Consider the following 21395-nt stretch of genomic DNA (forward strand, 5'->3'; position numbering starts at 1 on the left):
GGAATAGCTACCCGGCAAACCCGCCACTGCCCAGGAATGCACGCGCCTACAGTGCACCCTGCTCGGCCCTTAGAAGTCCACGGTCGCCGACAGCTTGACTGTGCGCGGCTCGCCCTGGGTCAAGTAGTTGTTGGCGGTTGAGGCCGAGGCCCAATAGGCCTTGTTGGCCACGTTCTCGACGTTGGCACGCAGGGTGATGTAGTTGTCATCGGCCTTGAAGCCGTAGCGCGCCCCGAGGTCTACGCGGGTCCAGGCCGGGATGCTCAGGCTGTTGCCCGCATCAACGAATTCGCCCCCGGTGCGCAGCAGCCGTGCATTGACCGCCGCACCCTGAATGCCCGGGATATCCCAGTCGGCACCGAGGTTGTACTGGAAGCGCGGCACGCCGGCGGCGCGATTGCCGTCGGTGAGGCCGTTGGAGGTGCTCTGCAACTCGGTGTGCATCCAGGTGGCGCCGGCCAGCAGGCGCAGGCCATCGACGGGCTCGCCGAAAACGTTGAGTTCCACGCCCTTGTTGATCTGCTTGCCGTCGACGCTGAAGGTGCTGGTGCCATCCGCGTTGCGGTTGGTGGCGTTGTTGGGCTGTTCGATGCGATACACACCCAGCGTGGCGCCAACGCTATCCCAATCGAGCTTGACCCCGGCTTCGGTCTGTTTGCTGCGGTTGGGCGCAAACGTCACATTCGGGTTGGTGACCCCGGTCGACGGTGACGTCGGCCCCTGGGCCAGGCCTTCGATGCGGTTGGCATACAACGACACGTGTTCCCACGGCTTGACCACCAGGCCATAGACCGGCGTGGTGATCGATTCGTCATAGTTGGCATTGCGCACGCCGGTGGTGGTGTTCCAGGCATCCACTTCGATGGTCTGGCGCCGTACGCCCACGGTCAGCAATACGCGATCGTCGATAAAGCCGAGGGTATCGGACACCGCCACGCTCTTGATGCGGTTCTTGCCGACGATGCGCGGGTCATGAATATCGCTGCCAAAGTAGGTCACGTTCGGGCGCGGTATCTGGATCGGGTTGTACAGGTCGCCCGGCTGACGGTTGGCCCGCAGGATCGCCTCAAACGCCGAACGCTGCTGGCCCCAGATCCCCGATACCCCCAGGTTCATCTGGTGGGTCACCGGCCCGGTGTCGAAGTGCCCGTTCAGGCCGCCCATGACGCTCTTGTTGTCTTCGTCGTGGGGCGAATACAAGAAGCCGATCTGCCCGGCGCCGTTGTTGCCCACGTACAGCGACGAGTACTGCCCGTTCTCCCGCGTATGTTTGGCGCCGCCGCCCACATAAGCCGTCCAGTGTTCATTCAGGTCGTATTCGGCGTTGAACATGCCGTAGGTGTCTTCCAGCTCGGACCAGCTCCAGTCCTGGGCGTAGTTGTGCTTGGCCGACGGCGCCTTGGGCACTTGGGTGCCGTTGGGGTAGACCACCGAGCGACCGTTGTTGATGCGCTGTTTCTGGTAGCCGAAATCGGTGGACAGGCGCAGGCGCTCGCCACGGTAATCCAGGGCCACGGCGATCAGTTGCGAGCTTTTGAATTCATCCTCTACGGCTGTATCGCCACCATGCCTGGCCAGGTTGACGCGTGCGCCAAAGCGGTTGTCTTCGCCAAAGCGCTGGCCCAGGTCGAGGTGCCCGCCGGCCTGCCCATCGGTGGTGGTGTCGAGAGTGACGCTGCGGGTAGCAATGTCTTCGGCGCGCTTGGGCACCAGGTTGACGCTGCCACCAATGCCGCTGCCAGCGGGCGACACGCCATTGACGAAAGCGTTGGGGCCTTTGAACAGCTCGACGCGCTCCAGCGCCTCGGTGGTGATGATCTGCCGGGGCAGCACGCCGTACAGGCCATTGAAAGCGATGTCATCGGTGCTCAGCGGCAAGCCACGAATGGTGAACACCTGGGAAAAGTTGCCGAACCCCGAGGACTGACGCACCGACGCATCGTTGAGCAGCACATCACCGACGGTGCGCGCTTGCTGGTCGGCGATGGTCTTGGCGGTGTAGCTGACCACGCTGAACGGCACGTCATTGATCGAGCGATTGCCCAGCACCCCCAGGCGCGCCGAACGCGCCACCTGACCACCGCTGTAGGTGTCGGCCTGTGCCCCGCTCGCTTCGCCGCTGATCATCGTCGCGCTCAGTTGCACGGCGTCGCCAGTGGCTTGGGGCACTACGGTGTAGCCATTCGCGCCGGTGCTCTGCAGGGTATAGCCGCTGCCTTGCAACAACTGCAGGAAGCCCGACTGCGCGGTATAGCTGCCCTGCAGGCCCGCGCTCTGCTGGTCGTTGAGCAGTGTGGAATCGAACGACAACGGCACGCCCGACAGCGCAGCGAACTGCGCCAGCACATTGCCCAACGGCCCCGGCGCGATGGTGTAACTGCGCGCGGTACTGGTCGCGACCTCAGCGGCCACAGCGCTGTGCAGCGGGGCGATGGCCGCCAGCGCGACAGCCAGGCTCAAGGCCTTCAAAGGACGGTTGGGGTGCGAGATGAAGGTCATGGGCATTCCTGTCGGCGCAGTGCAAAGGTTGAGGGTTCTCCCCTACACCGGGCGACAACAAAAAAGGTATCAGCAAATCTCGACAATAATCTCAGCGCGGCTCAACGGTGACCCAGTAGCCGCTCAAGCTGCTGACGGTGACCGGCAGGGTTTCCTGCAACAAGCGCAGGCTGGCGTCGCTGTCGCGCAGCGGGAACGCCCCGGACACGCTAAGCCCCGCCACACTCGCGTGGCAGCGCAACACGCCACGGCGGTAACGCCCCAGTTCGTCGAGCAAATCCGCCAGGCGCATCTGTTGCGCCAGCAGCATGCCGTGTTCCCAGGTCAGCGCCGCGCGCTCTAACGGCGCCACGGCCGCCACGCTGTCGCTGCCGAACGCACTCTGCTCGCCGGCCTTGAGGATCACGCCTTGGGCAGCGTGCACCGGCAGCATCTCCACGGCGCCTTCGATCACCGCCACGCGGCTGCTGTGCTCGCCCACCCGTACGCTGAAATGCGTGCCCAGCGCACGGGCGCTGCCGTGGCGGGTCTGCACGCTAAACGGGCGATGGCTCGGCGCAGGGTCTTTGGCGGTGGTGATCATCACTTCGCCTTGCAGCAGTTCGACGCGCCGCACCTGGTCATTGAAGACGATATTCAACGCGCTGGCAGTGTTGATCAGCAGCCGCGTGCCATCAGGCAGGGTGAGGTGGCGCTGTTCGCCGACGGCGGTGTGCTGGTCGGCGGTCCAGGCCTGCCAGGGCTTTTGCTGCCAGGCCAACCACGTCGCTGGCCCCGCCAGCAGTAACAGGCCGAGGGCCTGGCGGCGGCCGAGGGATGGTTTGCGGCCGATGCGCTTGAGGGCGTCGCCGGCAATCGCGGCGGGCACGCTGTTGAAGTCGCCGAGAATCGCTTGCGCGCGCTGCCAGGCCTGGGCGTGCTGGGCGCTGCGGGTTTGCCACTGGGCGATGGCGCGGCGGTCTTCTTCGGTGGCGCTGCCCGATTGCAACTGCACCATCCAGTCGGCGGCTTCGCCGAGGATCAGCGGGTCGATCGACGGGTTCATGCCACGCTCAGGCAGGCGAGGAATGCATCGCGCATATAACGCTTGACCGACACCAGCGACACCTTGAGCTCATCGGCGATCTGCTGATACGTGAGGCCGTCGATCTGCGACAAGAGGAACGCCCGGCGGGTTTTCTCGGGCAGGTCGCGCAGCATCGCTTCAATGCGGTACAGCGCCTCGAGGATCAGCCATCGGGTTTCCGGCGACGGCACTTCCTGCTCGGGCAGGTGCGCGATGGTTTCCAGGTAAGCGCGTTCGACTTCCTGGCGGCGCCAGCTGTCGATCATCAGGCCTTTGGCGATATGGGTGAGCAAGGCGCGCGGTTCACTGCCGAAACCGGCGCTGTTCTGGCGCGTCAGCAGGCGCATGAAGGTGTCGTGGGCCAGGTCGGCGGCATCGCTGGCATTGCCCAGCTTGCGGTCGAGCCAGCGGTACAACCATCCGTGGTGTTCGCAGTACAGCGCCTGAATTGGCAGATTGAGGGAGGACGACATGCGAGTCACCGGCGCCAGGGCCAAGGAGTAATTAAGAATTGATCGCATTCTAATCTGCGCAACGAATCGCGGCAACGCGTTAATTAATGTTATAGGATAACGCCCCCTTTCCGCCCTGCCCCGGGACCCTTGCCCATGACCGACGCTGTTCCCCCGCGCCAACGCCTGCTTTCCATCGACGCCCTGCGCGGCCTTGTGATCCTGTTTATGTTGCTCGACCACGTGCGCGAAACCTTCCTGCTGCACCGGCAGGTCAGCGACCCGATGAGCATCGACAGCACCGAACCCGCGCTGTTTATCAGCCGCACCCTGGCCCACCTGTGTGCGCCAGTGTTTGTGTTACTGACCGGCTTGTCGGCGTTTTTGTACGGCCAGAAATACCAGGGCCGAAGCGACGTGTCGACGTTCCTGTTCAAGCGCGGGTTGTTTCTGGTGGTGCTGGAATTCACCCTGGTCAACTTCGCCTGGACCTTCCAACTGCCCCCCAGCGTGATCTACCTGCAAGTGATCTGGGCGATTGGCGTGAGCATGCTCGCCCTCGCCGCCCTGGTGTGGCTGCCGCGTCCGCTGCTGATCGGGCTGGCGCTGCTGATCATCGGCGGGCACAACCTGTTGGATGGTGTGCACTTTGCGCCGGGTTCGGCAGCGCAGAACCTGTGGGCGATTGTGCATGAGCGCAGCTGGATCGACGTGAGTGACACCCTGCGCCTGCGCACCACCTACCCGGTGCTGCCGTGGATCGGCGTAATCGCCCTGGGCTACGGCCTCGGCCCGTGGTTTGCCAGCGCCACGCCGCCGGCGCTGCGCCAGCGCTATCTGTGGCTGGCAGGTGCCGGTGCATTGGTGGGGTTCGGGGTGTTGCGGCTGGTCAATGGCTATGGCGAGAAGCCGTGGCAGCTGCATGACAGCGCCGTGCAAACGCTGATGAGCGTCTTCAACATCACCAAGTACCCGCCTTCGCTGCTGTTTCTGGCATTGACCCTGGGCATTGGCCTGCTGTTGTTGCTGGCGTTTGAACGCGCCGGGCATAAACGCTGGATCGGCGTGCTGGCGGTGTTTGGCGCCGCGCCGATGTTCTTTTATCTGCTGCACCTGTATGTGCTGAAAGTGCTGTACGTGGCGTGTGTGGCGCTGTTTGGCCTCAACCACGGCGCCTACTTCGGCTTCGACAGCATCGGCGCGGTGTGGCTGGTTGCGCTGGTGTTGCCCCTGGCCCTGTACCCGCCGGTGCGCTGGTTCGCCGGGCTCAAGGCGCGGCGTCGCGACCTGGCCTGGCTTAAATACCTTTAACCCAACACAGGCCAAATGTGGGAGCGGGCTTGCTCGCGAAGACTGAGTGTCAGCCGACGTATCTGCAGCTGATAAACCGCATTCGCGAGCAAGCCCGCTCCCACATTTTTTACCGCGTTTAAGCCAACTCGCTGCGCAGTTGGCGGGCGGCCGTCACCATGTGGATCAGCGCCGCTTCCGTCTCCGGCCAGCCACGGGTTTTCAACCCGCAATCCGGGTTCACCCACAGGCGCTCGGCGGGAATCCGCTTGGCCGCCTTGCGCAGCAGGTTGGCCATCTCCGAAGCCTCCGGTACGCGTGGCGAGTGGATATCGTAGACGCCCGGGCCGATGTCGTTCGGGTAAGCGAAGGCTTCGAATGCATCCAACAACTCCATGTCCGAACGTGACGTCTCGATAGTGATCACGTCGGCATCCATTGCCGCGATGGACTCGATCACATCATTGAACTCGCTGTAGCACATGTGGGTGTGGATCTGGGTTTCGTCGCGCACACCCGAAGCACACAGGCGGAACACTTCAGTGGCCCACTCCAGGTAGTGCTGCCACTGCGCCTGGCGCAACGGCAGGCCTTCGCGGAAGGCAGCTTCGTCGATCTGTACGATCTTGATGCCGGCGGCTTCGAGGTCGACCACTTCGTCGCGAATCGCCAGGGCCAGCTGGCGGGCCTGCACTTCGCGGCTCACGTCTTCGCGGGGGAAGGACCACATCAGCATGGTCACCGGGCCGGTCAACATGCCCTTCATCACCTTGTGGGTGAGGCCTTGGGCGTAGCGTATCCACTCCACGGTCATCGCGTTGGGGCGGCTCAGGTCGCCGAAAATCACCGCCGGTTTCACGCAGCGCGAACCGTAGCTCTGGACCCAGCCAAACCGGGTAAATACATAGCCATCCAGTTGCTCGGCGAAGTATTCGACCATGTCGTTACGTTCGGCTTCACCGTGCACCAGCACGTCCAGGCCGAGGTTTTCCTGCACTTCGACGGCGTGCTTGATCTCGCTGTGCATCGCTTCGACGTATTCGGCCTCGCTCAACTTGCCGGCCTTGTATGACTGGCGCGCCAGGCGGATCGACGCCGTTTGCGGGAACGAACCAATGGTGGTAGTCGGGAACAGCGGCAGGTTGAGCCCGGCACGCTGCTTCTCGATACGTTGGGCGAACCGCGAGTGACGCTGGCTGTCCTTGGCCGTGATGGCTGCCACGCGCGCCTGCACCGCCGGCTTGTGGATACGCGGCGAAGCAGCACGGGCGGCCTGCACCGCGCGGCTTTCAGCCAGGGCAGCGAGCACGTTGGGGGCTTGCGGCGCGTTGACGGCCTCGGCCAACAGCGCGACTTCCGAGCATTTCTGTACGGCAAACGCCAGCCAGCTTTTCAACTGCGCATCCAGCGTGTCTTCGCGACCAAGGTCCACCGGGCTGTGCAGCAGCGAGCAGGACGGCGCCACCCACAGGCGATCACCGAGTTTTTCGTGGGCGTGCTGCAAGGTACCCAGGGCTTTTTCCAGGTCGCACCGCCAGACGTTACGCCCATTGACCACACCCAGGGACAGCACCTTGTACGCCGGCAGGCGATCAAGGATGGTCGGGTACTGGTCCGGTGCACGCACCAGGTCGATGTGCAAACCATCGACCGGCAGGTTCGCCGCCAGGCCCAGGTTCTCTTCCAGGCCACCAAAGTAGGTCGCCACGAGTTTTTTCAGCGGGTCACGCTGGATCAGGTTGTAGGCGCGCTCAAAGGCGTTTTTCCATGCCTGCGGCAGGTCGAGCACCAGGATCGGCTCGTCGATCTGCACCCACTCCACCCCCAGGTCAGCCAGGCGCTGGAAGATCTGGCCGTACAGCGGCAGCAGGCGTTCAAGCAGCTCGAGCTTGTCGAAGTCGCCGCCCTTGGCCTTGCCCACCCACAGGTAGGTCAGCGGGCCGATCACCACCGGCTTGACGTTGTGGCCGAGGTCGCGGGCTTCCTGGACTTCTTCGAACAGCTCGTCCCACCCCAGATGGAACTGCTGGTCGGCGCTGAATTCAGGCACCAGGTAGTGGTAGTTGGTGTCGAACCACTTGGTCATTTCCTGGGCGTGGGCGCCGCCACAGCAGCTGTCGCTGACACCACGGGCCATGCCGAACAGGGTGTGCAGGGTCGCCTTGCCATCGGCTGGGCGGAAACGCTCGGGGATCACACCGAACATCAGCGAGTGCGTCAGCACCTGGTCGTACCAGGCAAAATCGCCGGCAGGCAGCAGCTCAATACCGGCCTGTTTCTGCAGCGCCCAGTGGGTCTTGCGCAGGTCACGGCCTACGGCGCGCAGGCCGGCTTCGTCAAGCTCACCCTTCCAGAACGCTTCCTGCGCTTTTTTCAGTTCACGATCGCGTCCAATGCGCGGAAATCCAAGGGAATGAGCGACGGCCATGACAAAAACTCCAATGTGTTGATAGGGGAGCTATTGTCGGCAGTCGCCCATAGTGAGACAAACTCATTTTACTGTAGATGATCGCGAATTTTTCTCATGATTAGCCGCCGCAAAGCGGTGCCATCGGAAGCTAGCGGGTGGTTTCGGCCTCGGGTACAGCGAGCGCGCAAACGCTTTGTCCCCCTCCGACAATTCGTTGCTGGCCTCGATTGCCTCTCCACGTTTCAGATAATCCTCGGGAAAGCTGTAATGCATGATGGAGGCTTGATCATAGTCGGAGGTGATCACCTCCTTAGGGTTGACTGGCGCAAAGTTGTCATCAATGTCGCCGGGCTCCTTGCGGTCTTTGTAATCTTTGCGAATCCATTCCAAATCGAATTCGAGCGTGTTTTCAGGGTGCTGGTGCTCATGATGCAAACCCAATGCGTGGCCGAACTCATGCTGCACTGTCCTGGCGTTGAACGTGTTCAACCCGCCCAGGAAACCGATCTCCATCGTCGCCTCATTGGCACCGACCGCACCTTTGCCTTCGGTGCCATAGTAGGAATACCCACCGTCGACGTCATTGTTAGCCTGAATCCTGATATCGCCGCCGGGCTTGTCCGTGAACTCCAGTTTCAGGTTGATATACGGGGCCCATTTGTTGATGTTGTCTTGGGTGAATTTTTCCTGGGCCTTGGTCATCCCCATCAGGGAAATCTTGAGGGTCGCAAACTGTGGCCATAACGCATCTTGCTTGGCCACACCACGCTTGCTCCGCTGTAAAGCCGGGGCATCGACATGCTGGGTACGGCCAGCCTGGTCATCCGGCGGTAAGTAGGAAGGCAGTACGAATGGGTGGGTAGTTACACCAGTAATCAAAAGCATCATCTCCGCGGTTGTTGGGCGTCTTGCCACGCTGAGCAGTGGTGCCGACAGCGCCAACGGTTCCGCGCAAGGTATAACCGCCTTTTTCATAGGTTCAGCTCATGGCCCAGCCACGTGCAGGTAGAACGCGTGAAACATGAAATACGCACACCCCGCCAGCGCCACGCCCATGCCACGGTTGAACACGGTGAACGCCGACGCGCCGTGGATCCGCCGCCCCAGCAGCGCCCCAAGCAACGCGTAGACCCACGGCGCACCCACGGCGCCAAGCCCCAGCAGCACGGACACCCCGGCGATGGAAGCCCCGGTGATATGCGCCGCGGGCAGCATCACACTGGTGATCGGCAACACCGCCACGATGCCCTTGGGGTTAAGCAACTGGATCACCAGGCCATTCCAGAACGTGAGCGTTGCGCGCGGTTCATCCGAACGCGCATCAACCACCGTGCGGGCGTTGAACACCTGATACGCCAGGTACAGCGTGTACAGGCCGCCGACCAGCGAGATATAGGGCAACGCCGCCTGGGAGATGATTGCTTCACCGGTGTAGCCAAACAGCACGAACATCAGCAGCATCGCGCTGCCCACACCGATGTAGAACCCGCTGGAACGCCGCAACTTGCCGGTGAGCCCGGCATTCAGGCCCATCAGGTTGACGGGCCCCGGGCTGTACATGACGCTGAAGGCGTAGAGGAAAATATCCACGGAAAAACCTGCAATAGAGAGCGTCTGGCGAGTCTACGCAGGCGCTTGAACGCCATTCTTGTACGTTTGTGGTTAGTGGCGCCTCGTCCAATACGCGTACTATGCTGAAAAACACCTACTCCAATGAGCCCTCATGATCAAAGCCAGTCTGCGTAGTCACCTGACCCTGTGGTTTGCCGGTTTGTCCTTGCTGACGCTGTTGAGCGTGGGGCTCTATGTGGGCCATATCGCCACCGAGCAGCGCAAGCAGGCCAGTGGCAACGCGCTGCTCAGTACGGCGCGCTCCACCGCCGCGCTGCTGGCGGTGCAACTGCGCGAACGTCAGCTGGAAGTGTCGCTGCTAAGCAAGGCTCCGCTGTTTCGTAAGGGCGAGCTGGATGACCCGGACATCCTGGCCTTGATGCAACTGCGCACCCAATCGCGCGCTGAATACGCGTGGATGGGCGTGGCCGACGCCGAGGGCCGCGTGCGCCAGGCGGTGAACGGGCTGCTGGTCAATCAGTCGGTCAGCCAGCGACCCTGGTTCCAGGCAGGCCTGCGCGGCGAGTACACCGGCGATCCTCACGAAGCCGTGTTGCTGGCCAAGTTGCTGCCGGGGTCGGCGAATGGCGAGCCATTGCGTTTTATCGACTTTGCCGCACCGATCCGTAACGCCCAGGGCCAGACCATCGGCGTGCTGGGTGCCCATGCGCACTGGCGCTGGGTCACGCAGATCGTCGATTCGGCAGTGATGCAAAAAGACGCCATCCCCGATATCGAGGCGCTGATCGTCGACTTCGACGGCAAGGTGCTGTACCCCGAGGTCCTCGCCGGCGAGCAGATGCCCAGCGACAAGCTGCTGACGCCTTCCGGCTGGTCGACTGGCGACGGCTACGTAACCGCCTCGGTCGCGGTGCCCAGCCCATCCAACGCGAAAATGACCTGGTACATCATGGTGCGCCAACCGCTGGAGGTGGCCCTGCAACCGGCGCGCACCCTGCTCTATCAATTGCTGATCCTCGGCCTGCTCGCCGCCGTGGTGTTTGCGCTGACCGCCTACTACCTGGCCTCCTCCCTCAGCCGCCCCATCGAACGCCTGGCCAGGTCCGCCAAGCTGGTGCAGAACCAGCAGCCCGGCGCGGTGTTCCCTCAAGAGCATTCGGTGCTGGAAATCGCCCAGCTGGGCCGTTCCCTCACCGGCATGACCCAATCGTTGCTGGCCAAGGAGCGCCAACTGCAAGAGGCCAACGCTTCGCTGGAGGCGACCGTCGCCCAGCGCACCGCCGACCTCACCCAAGCCAACGCCGACCTGCTGAAACTGGCCACCCACGACGCGCTGACCGGCGTCTACAACCGCCGCCGCTTCGATGAAAAACTCGCTGAGAACAGCCTGTTGTTCCAACGCACCGGTCGTACCTTTGCGCTGCTGCTGATCGATGCCGACTACTTCAAGCGGGTCAACGACACCTACGGCCACGCCATCGGCGATGACGTGCTGTGCCAACTGGCTGCGTTGATCGAAAACACCACCCGCGCCACCGACTTTGTCGCGCGGTATGGCGGTGAGGAATTCGCGGTACTGCTACCGGAAGTCGAAGAACCCGACAGCCCCGACGTGGTCGCCGAAAAAATCCGCGCGGCCGTGGCAGCGGCGGTGTTCCCGAGCGTGGGCCACGTGACGGTGAGTATCGGCGTAGGCGTCGCGGAGCCGTCGGACCGCGACTCCCTGGCGCTGCTCAAGCGCGCGGACATGCGCTTGTACGAAGCCAAGGGCGCGGGCCGCAACCGGGTGGCCTGATACACCTCGGTGTCAGGTTCCAGGGCCGCTGCGCGAGCCAACGGGAGCAAGCTCCCTCGCCACGTAAGCGCTAGTCGATCAGCCCATCGGCGTCGTAGAACGGGTATGGCCCGGGGTACGTGCCGAATACGCCGTTGTGGCTGATCAAGCCTTGCTGCGCCTCCCAGCGATGCAACAGGTAACCCGCCGGTTCCAGGTTGAAATGCGCGGGCGCCGCATCTTGCAGGTCGAGCACGATCTGGTGCGAAGTGCCGGGGCAAACGCAGCTCAGGCTGCCACCGAATCGCCGCTGCATCGGGCGGTGCAGGTGGCCGCAGAGCAGGCGTTCCACTTGCGGGTGGCGGGCGACCACCTGCTCCAGCGCGGCGGCATTGATAAAGGGCTCGCGGTCCATATGCCCAATGCCGCTGATAAACGGCGGGTGATGCAGGATCAGCAGCGTCGGCACATCGGGGCGCAGCGCCAGTTGCGCATCCAGCCACTGCAACTGGCTGTCCAGCAACTGCCCACCGTGACCGCCGGGGATGGTCGAGTCCAGGCCGATCAGGCGCAACGGATACTCGTCCACCACCCAGTCCAACGGCCCCTCGGCCGACGCCGGCAAATAGGTGTGGTCCGCAAAAGCATCCAGTAACGGGCCGCGTGCATCGTGGTTGCCGGGCACCACGTAGCACGGCATGTGCAGGCGCGCGAGTTCAGGCTGCAGCACGGCGTATTCATCGGCGCGGCCGAAATCCACCAGGTCACCGCTGACCACCACGATATCCGGGCGTGGCCGGCTGGCGTTCAGATGGTCGACGGCACGCCGCAGTGCGCCCAGGGTATCCACCACGCCATAGGTGAGGCGGTTGCCGGCTTTAAGGTGCAGATCGCTGATCTGCGCAACAAGAAACGGACGATTCAAGGCTAAATTCTCACGCATTCAGGGTGAACAACTGGTGCGGCGCAACCGCCAGGGCAATCGGTGCGCCAACGGGGTAAAGCGCGTTGTCGCTGCTGTCTACCAGCAGCGGCTGCGGGCCGCCCACATCCACCAGCAGGCGGCTTTGCGCGCCCTGGAAAAACTGCGCCAGCAGATGGCCGTGCAACTGCCCCTCAGCGTCCATCACCCGCAAGTGTTCGGGGCGGCAGTACACCGTGCCGGGCAGATCGGCTTCATGCCAGGGCAACTCGCCGCCGCAGACTTTCAAGCCATGCGCCAAATGCTCGATCACCGTGAATGCGTTGAGGTTGCCGACAAAGCCTGCGACGAACGCGTTGGCCGGCTTCTGGTAGATCTCGCGAGGGCTGGCCAACTGCGCCACGCGGCCGTGCTCCATCACCAGGATGCGATCGCCCAGGGCCATGGCTTCGCCCTGGTCATGGGTGACAAACACCGAGGTGATCCCCAAGCCACGCAGCAGTTGGTCCAGCTCGCTGCGCAACCGCTCACGCAGCTGTGCATCCAGGGCCGCCAGTGGCTCATCCAGCAACAGCACTTTCGGGCGCGGCGCCAACGCACGGGCCAGGGCCACGCGCTGACGCTGGCCACCGGACAGTTCGTGAATGCTGCGCGTGCCGTGCTGCTGCAAGCCCACCAGCTCCAGCAATTCGTCGCAGCGCTTGTTGCGCTGCGCCGCAGGCATGCCACGAATCTTCAAGCCGTAGACGATATTGCCGGCCACATCCAGGTTGGGAAACAGCGCGTAGTTCTGGAACACCATGCCCACATCGCGGCGTTCGATGGGCAGGCGGGTCACGTCCCGGTCACCAAAAAATACCTGGCCCACGTCCGGGCGCTCCAGGCCGGCAATCAGCCGCAGCGTGGTGGTTTTGCCGCAACCGGACGGGCCAAGAATCGCCAGGGTTTCACCGCCCTCGACGGTCAGGTTCAAGTCATGCACGGCCACGGTGCCGTCGGCGAACGCCTTGCGACAGCCTTGCAGGCGAATAGTGATAGCGGTCATCGACGCTCTCCACGGGACAAACGAGCGCTGATGGCCTGCAACGCGATCAACAGCGGCACGATCATCAGCAAAAAGATAAGGGTGTAGGCGCTGGCGATTTCCAGACGCGCCGAGGCGTAGCTGTCGGCCAGGCCGACCGGCAACGTCTTGGTCATCGGCGTATGCAGCATCCAGGTCAGGTTGAACTCACCCAGGCTCAGGGTGACGACCATCAACACGCCCGCCAGAATCCCCGCGCGGCAGTTGGGCACCACCACGCTGAAAAAGCGCTTGATCGGTCCGGCGCCAAGGCTCGCCGCCGCTTCTTCCAACACCGGCAGATGCTGGCGTTGCATCACCGCCATCACCGGGCGTACCAGAAAGGGCAAAGTGAACAGCACATGGCCGACCAGGATAAACAGCCAACTGCTGCGGAACGTGCCGAACTGGCCGTAGGTGAGCAGCAAGGCCAGCGCACTGGCAAGCCCCGGCATCGCCACCGGCAGCACCATGAGTTCCTCGAAGGCGCGGCTGAAGCGGTTGTTCATGCGCACCAGGGCGTAGGCCGCCGGCACGCCGATCACGCAGACGCACACCGCGCAGGCCAGCGCCAGTTGCAGCGACAACCACACGGTGGGCGAATAGGCCTGCCACACCTGGATCAACCAGTCGAATGTCAAGCCGCTGGACAGGCCGACAAAGAAATTGCGTGTCAACCCGGCCAGCAATGACATCAGCACCGGCACCAACATAAAGGCGCACACCAGCAGGGTGAACAGCAGTTGAACCACAAACAGCGATGAGCGCTTCACAGGACCGTCCCCGCGTTTTTCACCAGACGCCGCGTCAGCAGCAATACCGCCCAGGTCACCACGCCGAGCACCACCGACAAGGCGGCGGCGACGGCGAAATTGGCGTAGTTGGTGAACACGTTATAGATCGCCACCGGGGTGACATTCAGGCGCGTGCCCAAGGTGAACGCCGTGCCGAACGCGCCCATCGACGTGGCGAAGCAGATCGCGCCGCACGAAGCCAACGCCGGCGCCAGGCTCGGCACGATCACGTCGCACACCACCCGCCAGTGCCCTGCCCCCAGCGAATGCGCGGCTTCTTCCAGGCTGCGGTCGAGGCTTTCGCACGCGGCCATCACCGTGAGAATCACGCGCGGAATCGAGAAGTACAGGTAGCCCACAAACAGTCCGGCCAGGGAATAGGCAAAGATCCAGCGCTCCCCCGCCAGTTGCAGGCCCAGGGAGGCCAGCAGGCCCTGGCGCCCTGCCAACAGAATCACCAAAAAGCCCACCACCACGCCTGGAAACGCCAACGGAAACGTCAGCGGCGCCACCAAGGCCGAGCGCCCGAAAAACTGCTGGCGGGCGAGAAACACGCCACTGATGCCGCCGATCAACAGCGCCACCAGCGTCACCACAATCGCCAGCACCAGGGTCTGCCCGAGGCTGCCCAGGTACTGCGCGCTGCTCAGCACCTGCCAGTAGCCGCTGCCGAGGCTGTCACGGTGCTCAGCGCCGAGCAGCATCAGGTGCGCCAGCGGCAACAGCCAGAACGCGAGCAACACCGCGAAGGCTGGAGCCAGCGCCCAGGCTGCGTGTTTTGCCGATGCAGCCACTTACTTGACCTCGTTCAGGTAACGGGCGGCGAAGGCTTCCTGCACGGCGGCCATTTTTTCGTAATCCACCACGCCGGCACGTGCATAGTCGCTGTCGGGCAGGAACTGCGCGGCGACCTCGGCGGGCATTTTCATTGCACGCACCGGGCGCAAATAGGCCTTGGCCCAGAGTGCCTGGCCCTCGTCGGAGAGCACGAAGTCCAGCACCTTTTCGCCATTGGCCCGGTGCGGCGCGTTGGCCACCAGGCTCATCACGTAGGGCATGCTGATGCTGCCTTCTTGCGGAATCACGAAGGCCACATTCGCCTTGTCTTTGTAGCGCGCACGGTAGGCGTTGAAGTCGTAGTCCACCAGGATCGGCAACTCACCGGACAGCACCCGTGCGTACGCGGTTTGCTTGGGCACGATGGGTGCGTTTTTCGCCAGTTTCTGGAAGTAGTCGATGGCCGGCGCGAAGTTGTCGAGGTCGCCGCCCAGGGCGCGGTTGATCGCCACTGCTGAGACGTAGCCGACGAATGCACTGGACGGGTCCAGGTAGCCAACCATGCCTTTGTACTCGGGCTTGAGCAGGTCGGCCCAGCTTTGCGGCACGGGCAAGCCGCCGAGGGCGTCGACGTTGACCATGATGCCCAAGGTCCCGGAATGGATCGCGAACCAGTGGCCGTCAGGGTCCTTCAACCCTGCGGGAATCTGGTCCCAGCCCTTGGGTTTGTAGCCCTCGACCACGCCAGCCTTTTGCGCCTGCAGGCCAAAGGTCACGCCGTAATACACCACGTCGGCAACCGGCGCGGCCTTTTCCGCCACCAGCTGCGCCAGGGACTGGCCGGAGTTCTTGTTGTCCAGCGGCACCTGCACGCCGGTGCTGGCCGCGATGGCCTTGAGCTGGGTGCCCCAGTCGGCCCAGTCCGGCGGGCAGTTATAGCAAATCGCGGTGTCGGCGGCCTGGGCCAGGCCGGCCACACCGCTGAACACCAAGGCGGCCAGGGTTTTACTGAATACGCGCATCAAGCATCTCCTCAAAGGGTTGAGTACTTTCGCCGGGCCGGATATGGCACGGCAGGCAATGGGAAGTCGGGGCGTTGCCGGCGATCTGCGCCAGCAGTTGGTCAATCACCGTGCTCGCGAGCAGCGCAATGGGCTGCACCACGCTGCACAGGGTCGGGTGCATCTGGGTGCCAAGAGCGATGCCGTCAAAGCCCATCACCGACAATTGCTGCGGCACCGGCCAGGCGTTGCGGCGCAGTTCGGCGATCAGGCTGATGGCCAGGAAATCGTTGGAGCACACCAGCGCGGTCGGCGCGTCGGGCCCCAGCAGATACGGGGCAATGGCGGCGAACTCGGCCTGGGTATGCGCGGGCATTTCAATCACCGGGCGGCTGGCCAGCGCGTATTCGTTCATTGCATCGCAATACCCGGCGTAGCGCAGGCGGGCGCGGTCGGACTGCAACGCGGGGCCGGCGACCATGCTGATGCGCCGATGGCCGGCCTCCAGCAGGTAACGCGTGGCCAAGGCCATGCCCGCGCGGTTGTCCACCGACACCGCGCTGTAATTGGGATTGCTCGGTTGGTGATAGGCCAGCACAAAGGGGGTTTGCTCGGTATTGAGGCTGCTGAGCACGCTGTTGCTTTCGGCATCGGTGACCGTCAGCACCAGCCCATCGACGCGCTGGCGCAGCAGTTCTTCGACCACGATGCATTCGCGCTCGCTGCTGTAATCGGTGGTCGCCAGCACCAGGCTGTAACCGCGCGAGCGCGCCGCACGCTCCATGGCCTGGAACTGCTCGGCAAACACCGGGTTGAGCAGGTTGGGCACCACCACACCGATCAATTGGGTGGTTTGCAGGCGTAGTTGGCGGCCAAGCAGGTTCGGCCGAAAACCCAATTCGCGCGCGGCGGCGAACACCTGCTCGCGGGTGTTCGGGCGCACCTGGTCGGGGGAAGCAAAGGCACGGGCGGCAGTAGCACGGGAAACCCCCGCCAGGCGTGCAACGTCTTTCAGGTCGGTCATTGTCACTCGCTTGAGATCGATCTCATTGGCGAGAACAGTAACGGGGGAATGTGGCAGGAACATGCTGCGCAGATGACGGTTTGATGGCAGTGAACCTTGATGCAAATGGTTGTACAGCGATCAAAATGTGGGAGGGGACTTGCCCCCGATGAGGGAGTGTCAGTGAACACATCTGTAACTGACACACCGCTATCGGGGGCAAGCCCTCTCCCACATTTTGTCCGGTGTGCGTCCCGAGATAGTCATACTCCGGGGCTATCCTTGAAAACCAGGCGCCCAAAATCTGCCCACTAACCTTTCGATCTGTTCCAAGTGCGGGCACAATGCGTGTCCTTTTTTGGCAGGCACCGCCGCAGGCTCTCAAAAATGATCAAAACGCCGTACTACCTCATCGATAAACAGAAGCTTCTGGTCAACATGCAGAAGATTGCTTACGTGCGCGAACAGTCCGGCGCCAAGGCCCTGCTGGCGCTCAAGTGCTTCGCTACCTGGTCGGTGTTCGACCTGATGCAGCAATACATGGACGGCACCACCTCGTCGTCGCTGTATGAGCTCAAGCTCGGCCGCCAGAAGTTCGAAGGCGAGGCGCACGCCTACAGCGTGGCCTGGGCTGACGATGAAATCGAAGAGATGCTGGATAACTGCGACAAGATCATCTTCAACTCGATCAGCCAGCTGCAGCGCTTTGCCGAACGCAGCGAAGGCAAGACTCGTGGCCTGCGTGTGAACCCGCAGGTGAGCAGCTCCGATTACCTGCTGGCCGACCCGGCGCGCCCGTTCAGCCGTTTGGGCGAATGGGACCCGGTGAAGATCGAAGGCGTGATCGAGCAGATCTCCGGCTTCATGTTCCACAACAACTGCGAGAACGGCGATTTCAGCCTGTTCGACAAGATGCTCGGCACCATCGAAGAGCGCTTCGGTGCGCTGCTGCACAAGGTCGAGTGGGTCAGCCTCGGCGGCGGCATCCACTTTACCGGTGAAGACTATGCCGTGGACGCCTTCTGCGCCCGCCTCAAGGCGTTCTCTGAAAAGTACGGCGTGCAGGTCTACCTGGAACCCGGCGAAGCGGCAATCACCAACAGCGCCTCGCTGGAAGTCACCGTGCTCGACACCCTCTACAACGGCAAAAACCTCGCCGTGGTGGACAGCTCCATCGAAGCCCACCTGCTGGACCTGCTGATCTACCGCCTCAACGCCAAGCTGGCGCCGAGCGAGGGTGAACACACCGTCATGGTGTGCGGCAAATCCTGCCTGGCCGGGGATATCTTCGGCGAGTATCAATTTGATCGTCCGCTGGCCATCGGCGATCGGCTGTCGTTCATCGACACCGCAGGCTACACCATGGTCAAGAAAAATTGGTTCAACGGCCTGAAAATGCCGTCCATCGTAGTGAAACAACTCGACGGTACAGTCGAAGTGGTTCGTGAATTTGGTTACGACGACTACCTGTCCAGCCTTTCGTAAGCTGGCGGATATAGGAGAAATAAAGCAATTGAAAAAGAACGTTCTTATCATTGGTGCAGGAGGTGTCGCCAAGGTGGTGGCCCACAAGTGCGCGCAGCACAACGACGAACTCGGTCGTATTGCTATCGCGTCGCGCAACATCTCCAAATGCCAGGCCATCATCGACAGCGTCAAGGCCAAGGGTAGCCTCAAGGTTCCCGCCGACATCCAAGCCTTCGCGCTGAACGCCCTGGACGTGGAAGCGACCAAGGCCCTGATCCGCGAGACCGAATCGCAGATCGTTATCAACGTGGGTTCCGCGTTCCTCAACATGTCGGTACTGCGTGCCTGCATCGACACGGGCGTTGCCTACCTCGACACCGCCATTCACGAAGAGCCGGGCAAGGTCTGCGAGACCCCGCCGTGGTACGGCAACTACGAATGGAACCACCTGGAAGAGTGCAAGCAGAAGAACATCACCGCCATCCTTGGCGTGGGCTTCGACCCGGGTGTCGTCAACGCGTACGCCGCGCTGGCGCAGCAACAGCATTTCGACCGCATTGATTCGATCGACATTCTCGACGTCAATGCCGGCAGCCATGGCAAATACTTTGCCACCAACTTCGACCCGGAAATCAACTTCCGCGAGTTCACCGGGCAGGTGTGGAGCTGGCAGAACAGCCAGTGGACCAGCAACACCATGTTCGAAGTCAAACGCACCGACGACCTGCCGGTAGTCGGTTCGCAGAACCTCTACCTCACCGGCCACGATGAAGTGCACTCGCTGTCGAAAAACCTCGACGTGCCCAACGTGCGTTTCTGGATGAGCTTCGGCGAACACTACATCAACGTGTTCACCGTGCTGAAAAACCTCGGCCTGCTCTCCGAAAAGCCGGTCACCACCGCCGAAGGTCTGGAAGTGGTGCCGCTTAAACTGGTCAAGGCCGTACTGCCCGACCCGTCTTCGCTCGCCCCCGGCTACACCGGCAAGACCTGCATCGGTGACCTGGTCAAAGGCAGCAAAGATGGCCAGCCACGTGAGATGTTCATCTACAACGTGGCAGACCACGAAGAAGCCTTCGCCGAAACCGACAGCCAGGGCATCTCCTACACCGCCGGCGTACCACCGGTAGCCGCGGCGCTGCTGGTAGCCCGTGGCGAGTGGGATGTGAAACACATGGCCAACGTAGAGGAACTGCCGGCTGAGCCGTTTCTGAAAGCGCTGGACGTGATGGGCTTGCCGACTCGGATCAAAGACGAGAACGGCGACCGTGCCTGGGATGCAATTGTCTGAATAGGCGATAGCTAACCGAACAAAAAAATGCGCCCTCAGGGGCGCATTTTTTGTTTGGGCCAATAGATATCCCGAAACCAATGAAGATCCAAATGTGGGAGGGGGCTTGCTCCCGATTGCGGTGTGCCAGTTGAAAAACCTGTAACTGACCCACCGCAATCGGGAGCAAGCTCCCTCCCACATTTGATCTGTGGTGCTGCGAGTCCGCTCACTCTAACAGGAGGTTAGCTTCAGCCGTGGCGCGCCAGCCCCCTCGCCGTCAAAACACCGACCACCCAATCCGCTCACTCAACAACTCCAACGCCTTCATCCCCGCCAGCGAGTTCCCCGCCGCGTTCAACTCCGGCGACCACACGCACACCGTGAACTGCCCGGGCACCACCGCGACAATCCCTCCCCCTACCCCACTCTTGCCCGGCAGGCCCACGCGGTAGGCAAAATTGCCCGCTTCGTCATACAGCCCGCTGGTAGCCATGATCGAGTTGACTTGCTTGGTCTGGCGCGCGCTCAACACCTGTTCGCCGCTGTGGGCACTCACGCCCTCGTTGGCCAGGAAGCTGAAGGCGCGGGCCAGGTCGAGGCAGCTCATTTGCAGCGCGCAGTAGTTGAAGTAGCTGTGCAGCACCGCGTCGACGTCGTTGTGGAAGTTGCCGAAGGACTTCATCAGGTAGGCCATGGCCGCGTTGCGCGCACCGTGTTGCGCCTCGGAGTCAGCGACCACGCTGTTGACCAGGATCTGCGGGTTGCCCGACAGGCGCCGCACAAAGTCGCGCATCGACAAAATCGGCACGGCGAAGCGCGACTGGTTGATGTCGCAGATCACCAGGGCGCCGGCGTTGATAAACGGGTTGCGCGGGCGGCCGCGTTCGAATTCCAGTTGCACCATGGAGTTGAACGGCTGCCCCGATGGCTCGTGGCCCAGGCGCTCCCAAATAGTCTCGCCGCCATGGTCGATGGCCTGCACCAGGCTGAACACCTTGGAGATGCTCTGCACCGAGAACAGCGTCTCGGCGTCCCCTGCGCAGTAGGCTGAGCCGTCGTTGCCGTACACCGCGATGCCGAGTTGGTTGGCGGGCACATCGGCCAGCGCGGGAATGTAGTCGGCGACTTTGCCTTGGCCGATCAGTGGGCGAACTTCGTCGAGGATCGACTCGAGAAGCGCCTGCATGTCTTGTCCTGTCATCTGTCTTTGAATCGGTGGGAAGCGGGCCGCGGAGGATACTTCAATGCGCTCGAAAGCCCCAGACTATCTCCACCACCCGCTCGGCAATCACCAGATAAACCAGGATCAGCAACAGCTGCAATGCCAGGTGATAGCGCAGCTTGGCCAGCCTGCGAATGCCGTCGCTGACATTCAGCAGCATCAACACCGCCGACAGGATGATCAGCCCCCAGCCCGCGACGTTCGAGGCGAATACGCCGATGAACAGCTCACGTTGCCCGAGCAGCGTATTAGTCCCCGCAGCAAATAGTAGCGCGCACACCAGCAGGTTCTTCACGTTGTCGAAGATCTGCGTGCTCAGGTCGTTTTCCAGCAAGGCCATATAGCGTTTCCATAACGTGCGCATGGGTCAGTACCGGGTAGGGATCGCTCGTCAATCAAAGTAGTCCAATAGCCCGTACACTGCACCGCTGCGCTTACTCGATAAGGACTTTTGCATGAAATTGATGATCGGCCTCGCCGCACTACTGCTGGTATCGGCTTGCACCACCACCCCGCCTGCCCAGGACTCCGCCGCGTCCACCTGCCTCGCGGGCGGCGGCACGATGACGCAAGTCGGCAAGTTGCAGAGCTGGAAATGCATCACGCCGTACAAGGACGCGGGCAAGGCCTGTACCGATTCGAGCCAGTGTGAAGGCGAGTGCCAGACCAGTGTCACCACCCAACCCGGCAAAGGCCCGGTGACGGGCGCGTGCCAAGTGGATAACGGGCATTTTGGCTGCTCGGCGACGGTGGAGAAAGGCCAGTTGGGCCGGGCAATTTGTGTGGACTGAAGACTGCCTTAATCCATGT

Annotated in this window: 19 protein-coding genes; 5 read left to right on the forward strand and 14 right to left on the reverse strand. The window is 62.5% G+C overall.

Annotated elements, in window-relative coordinates; all coding sequences use genetic code 11:
- Positions 1-69: 69 nt before the first annotated feature.
- The 3 genes from GIW02_RS08405 to GIW02_RS08415 all read right to left on the reverse strand — a co-directional run bounded on the left by GIW02_RS08405 (position 70) and on the right by GIW02_RS08415 (position 4038).
- Positions 70-2499: a TonB-dependent receptor gene (locus GIW02_RS08405; protein ID WP_236411006.1), complete on the reverse strand. Its 2430-nt coding sequence runs from the start codon at positions 2497-2499 to the stop codon at positions 70-72.
- 91 nt (positions 2500-2590) lie between these two features.
- Positions 2591-3544 (reverse strand): FecR domain-containing protein, encoded by a 954-nt coding sequence (locus GIW02_RS08410; RefSeq protein WP_236411005.1) that lies wholly within the window; start codon positions 3542-3544, stop codon positions 2591-2593.
- A complete protein-coding gene (locus GIW02_RS08415) occupies positions 3541-4038 on the reverse strand; it encodes a sigma-70 family RNA polymerase sigma factor (protein ID WP_236411004.1) in 498 nt (165 codons plus the stop codon). Before GIW02_RS08415 ends, GIW02_RS08410 begins: the two co-directional genes overlap by 4 nt.
- A 135-nt stretch (positions 4039-4173) precedes the next feature.
- Between GIW02_RS08415 and GIW02_RS08420 the strand changes: the two genes are divergently transcribed.
- Positions 4174-5328 (forward strand): DUF1624 domain-containing protein, encoded by a 1155-nt coding sequence (locus GIW02_RS08420; RefSeq protein ID WP_236411003.1) that lies wholly within the window; start codon positions 4174-4176, stop codon positions 5326-5328.
- 118 nt (positions 5329-5446) lie between these two features.
- Here GIW02_RS08420 and metE read toward each other — a convergent pair whose 3' ends face one another.
- The 3 genes from metE to GIW02_RS08435 form a co-directional block, all read right to left on the reverse strand.
- Positions 5447-7735 carry a 5-methyltetrahydropteroyltriglutamate--homocysteine S-methyltransferase gene (metE, locus tag GIW02_RS08425; RefSeq protein ID WP_236411002.1) on the reverse strand — a complete coding sequence of 763 codons (2289 nt, stop codon included), beginning with the start codon at positions 7733-7735 and terminating at the stop codon, positions 5447-5449.
- 63 nt (positions 7736-7798) lie between these two features.
- On the reverse strand, positions 7799-8692 hold the full coding sequence (locus GIW02_RS08430) for a M12 family metallopeptidase (protein WP_236411001.1): 894 nt from the start codon (positions 8690-8692) through the stop codon (positions 7799-7801).
- Positions 8693-8701: 9 nt separating this feature from the next.
- Positions 8702-9307, reverse strand: a complete 606-nt coding sequence (locus GIW02_RS08435; protein ID WP_236411000.1) for a LysE family transporter — start codon at positions 9305-9307, stop codon at positions 8702-8704.
- 133 nt (positions 9308-9440) lie between these two features.
- On the opposite strand from GIW02_RS08435, the gene GIW02_RS08440 reads away from it, so the two are divergent.
- Positions 9441-11084, forward strand: coding sequence for a sensor domain-containing diguanylate cyclase (locus tag GIW02_RS08440; protein WP_236421826.1), 1644 nt, complete (start codon positions 9441-9443; stop codon positions 11082-11084).
- 70 nt (positions 11085-11154) lie between these two features.
- Here the strand turns inward: GIW02_RS08440 and GIW02_RS08445 are convergent, their stop codons facing one another.
- Genes GIW02_RS08445 through GIW02_RS08470 form a run of 6 tightly spaced genes read right to left on the reverse strand, consistent with a single transcriptional unit; the run spans position 11155 to position 16644 of the window.
- Complete coding sequence (locus tag GIW02_RS08445) at positions 11155-11988, reverse strand: phosphodiesterase (RefSeq protein WP_236411017.1); 834 nt, start codon at positions 11986-11988, stop codon at positions 11155-11157.
- Between the two features lie 10 nt (positions 11989-11998).
- The gene (locus GIW02_RS08450; protein WP_236410998.1) at positions 11999-13030 is read right to left on the reverse strand and encodes an ABC transporter ATP-binding protein; all 1032 of its coding nucleotides are present in this window, start codon (positions 13028-13030) and stop codon (positions 11999-12001) included.
- Positions 13027-13821, reverse strand: coding sequence for an ABC transporter permease subunit (locus GIW02_RS08455; RefSeq protein ID WP_236410997.1), 795 nt, complete (start codon positions 13819-13821; stop codon positions 13027-13029). The genes GIW02_RS08450 and GIW02_RS08455 overlap by 4 nt, the downstream gene beginning before the upstream one ends.
- Complete coding sequence (locus tag GIW02_RS08460) at positions 13818-14636, reverse strand: ABC transporter permease (protein ID WP_236410996.1); 819 nt, start codon at positions 14634-14636, stop codon at positions 13818-13820. Before GIW02_RS08460 ends, GIW02_RS08455 begins: the two co-directional genes overlap by 4 nt.
- Positions 14637-15641 carry an ABC transporter substrate-binding protein gene (locus GIW02_RS08465; protein WP_236410995.1) on the reverse strand — a complete coding sequence of 335 codons (1005 nt, stop codon included), beginning with the start codon at positions 15639-15641 and terminating at the stop codon, positions 14637-14639. It abuts the gene before it with no gap.
- Positions 15625-16644, reverse strand: coding sequence for a LacI family DNA-binding transcriptional regulator (locus GIW02_RS08470; RefSeq protein WP_236410994.1), 1020 nt, complete (start codon positions 16642-16644; stop codon positions 15625-15627). The genes GIW02_RS08465 and GIW02_RS08470 overlap by 17 nt, the downstream gene beginning before the upstream one ends.
- 366 nt (positions 16645-17010) lie before the next feature.
- Between GIW02_RS08470 and GIW02_RS08475 the strand changes: the two genes are divergently transcribed.
- Positions 17011-18108, forward strand: coding sequence for a carboxynorspermidine decarboxylase (locus GIW02_RS08475; protein ID WP_049712770.1), 1098 nt, complete (start codon positions 17011-17013; stop codon positions 18106-18108).
- Positions 18109-18136: 28 nt separating this feature from the next.
- A complete protein-coding gene (locus GIW02_RS08480; RefSeq protein WP_236410993.1) occupies positions 18137-19381 on the forward strand; it encodes a saccharopine dehydrogenase family protein in 1245 nt (414 codons plus the stop codon).
- 259 nt (positions 19382-19640) lie between these two features.
- Here GIW02_RS08480 and glsB read toward each other — a convergent pair whose 3' ends face one another.
- Positions 19641-20549: a glutaminase B gene (glsB, locus tag GIW02_RS08485; RefSeq protein WP_236410992.1), complete on the reverse strand. Its 909-nt coding sequence runs from the start codon at positions 20547-20549 to the stop codon at positions 19641-19643.
- Positions 20550-20604: 55 nt separating this feature from the next.
- Entirely contained in the window at positions 20605-20949 is a 345-nt protein-coding gene (locus tag GIW02_RS08490) for a hypothetical protein (RefSeq protein ID WP_236410991.1), read from the reverse strand.
- 91 nt (positions 20950-21040) lie between these two features.
- Between GIW02_RS08490 and GIW02_RS08495 the strand changes: the two genes are divergently transcribed.
- Complete coding sequence (locus GIW02_RS08495; protein WP_236410990.1) at positions 21041-21376, forward strand: hypothetical protein; 336 nt, start codon at positions 21041-21043, stop codon at positions 21374-21376.
- The last annotated feature ends 19 nt before the right edge of the window (positions 21377-21395 follow it).

The organism is Pseudomonas syringae (assembly GCF_021606685.1).
GTDB classification, from domain to species: Bacteria; Pseudomonadota; Gammaproteobacteria; order Pseudomonadales; family Pseudomonadaceae; genus Aquipseudomonas; species Aquipseudomonas syringae_R.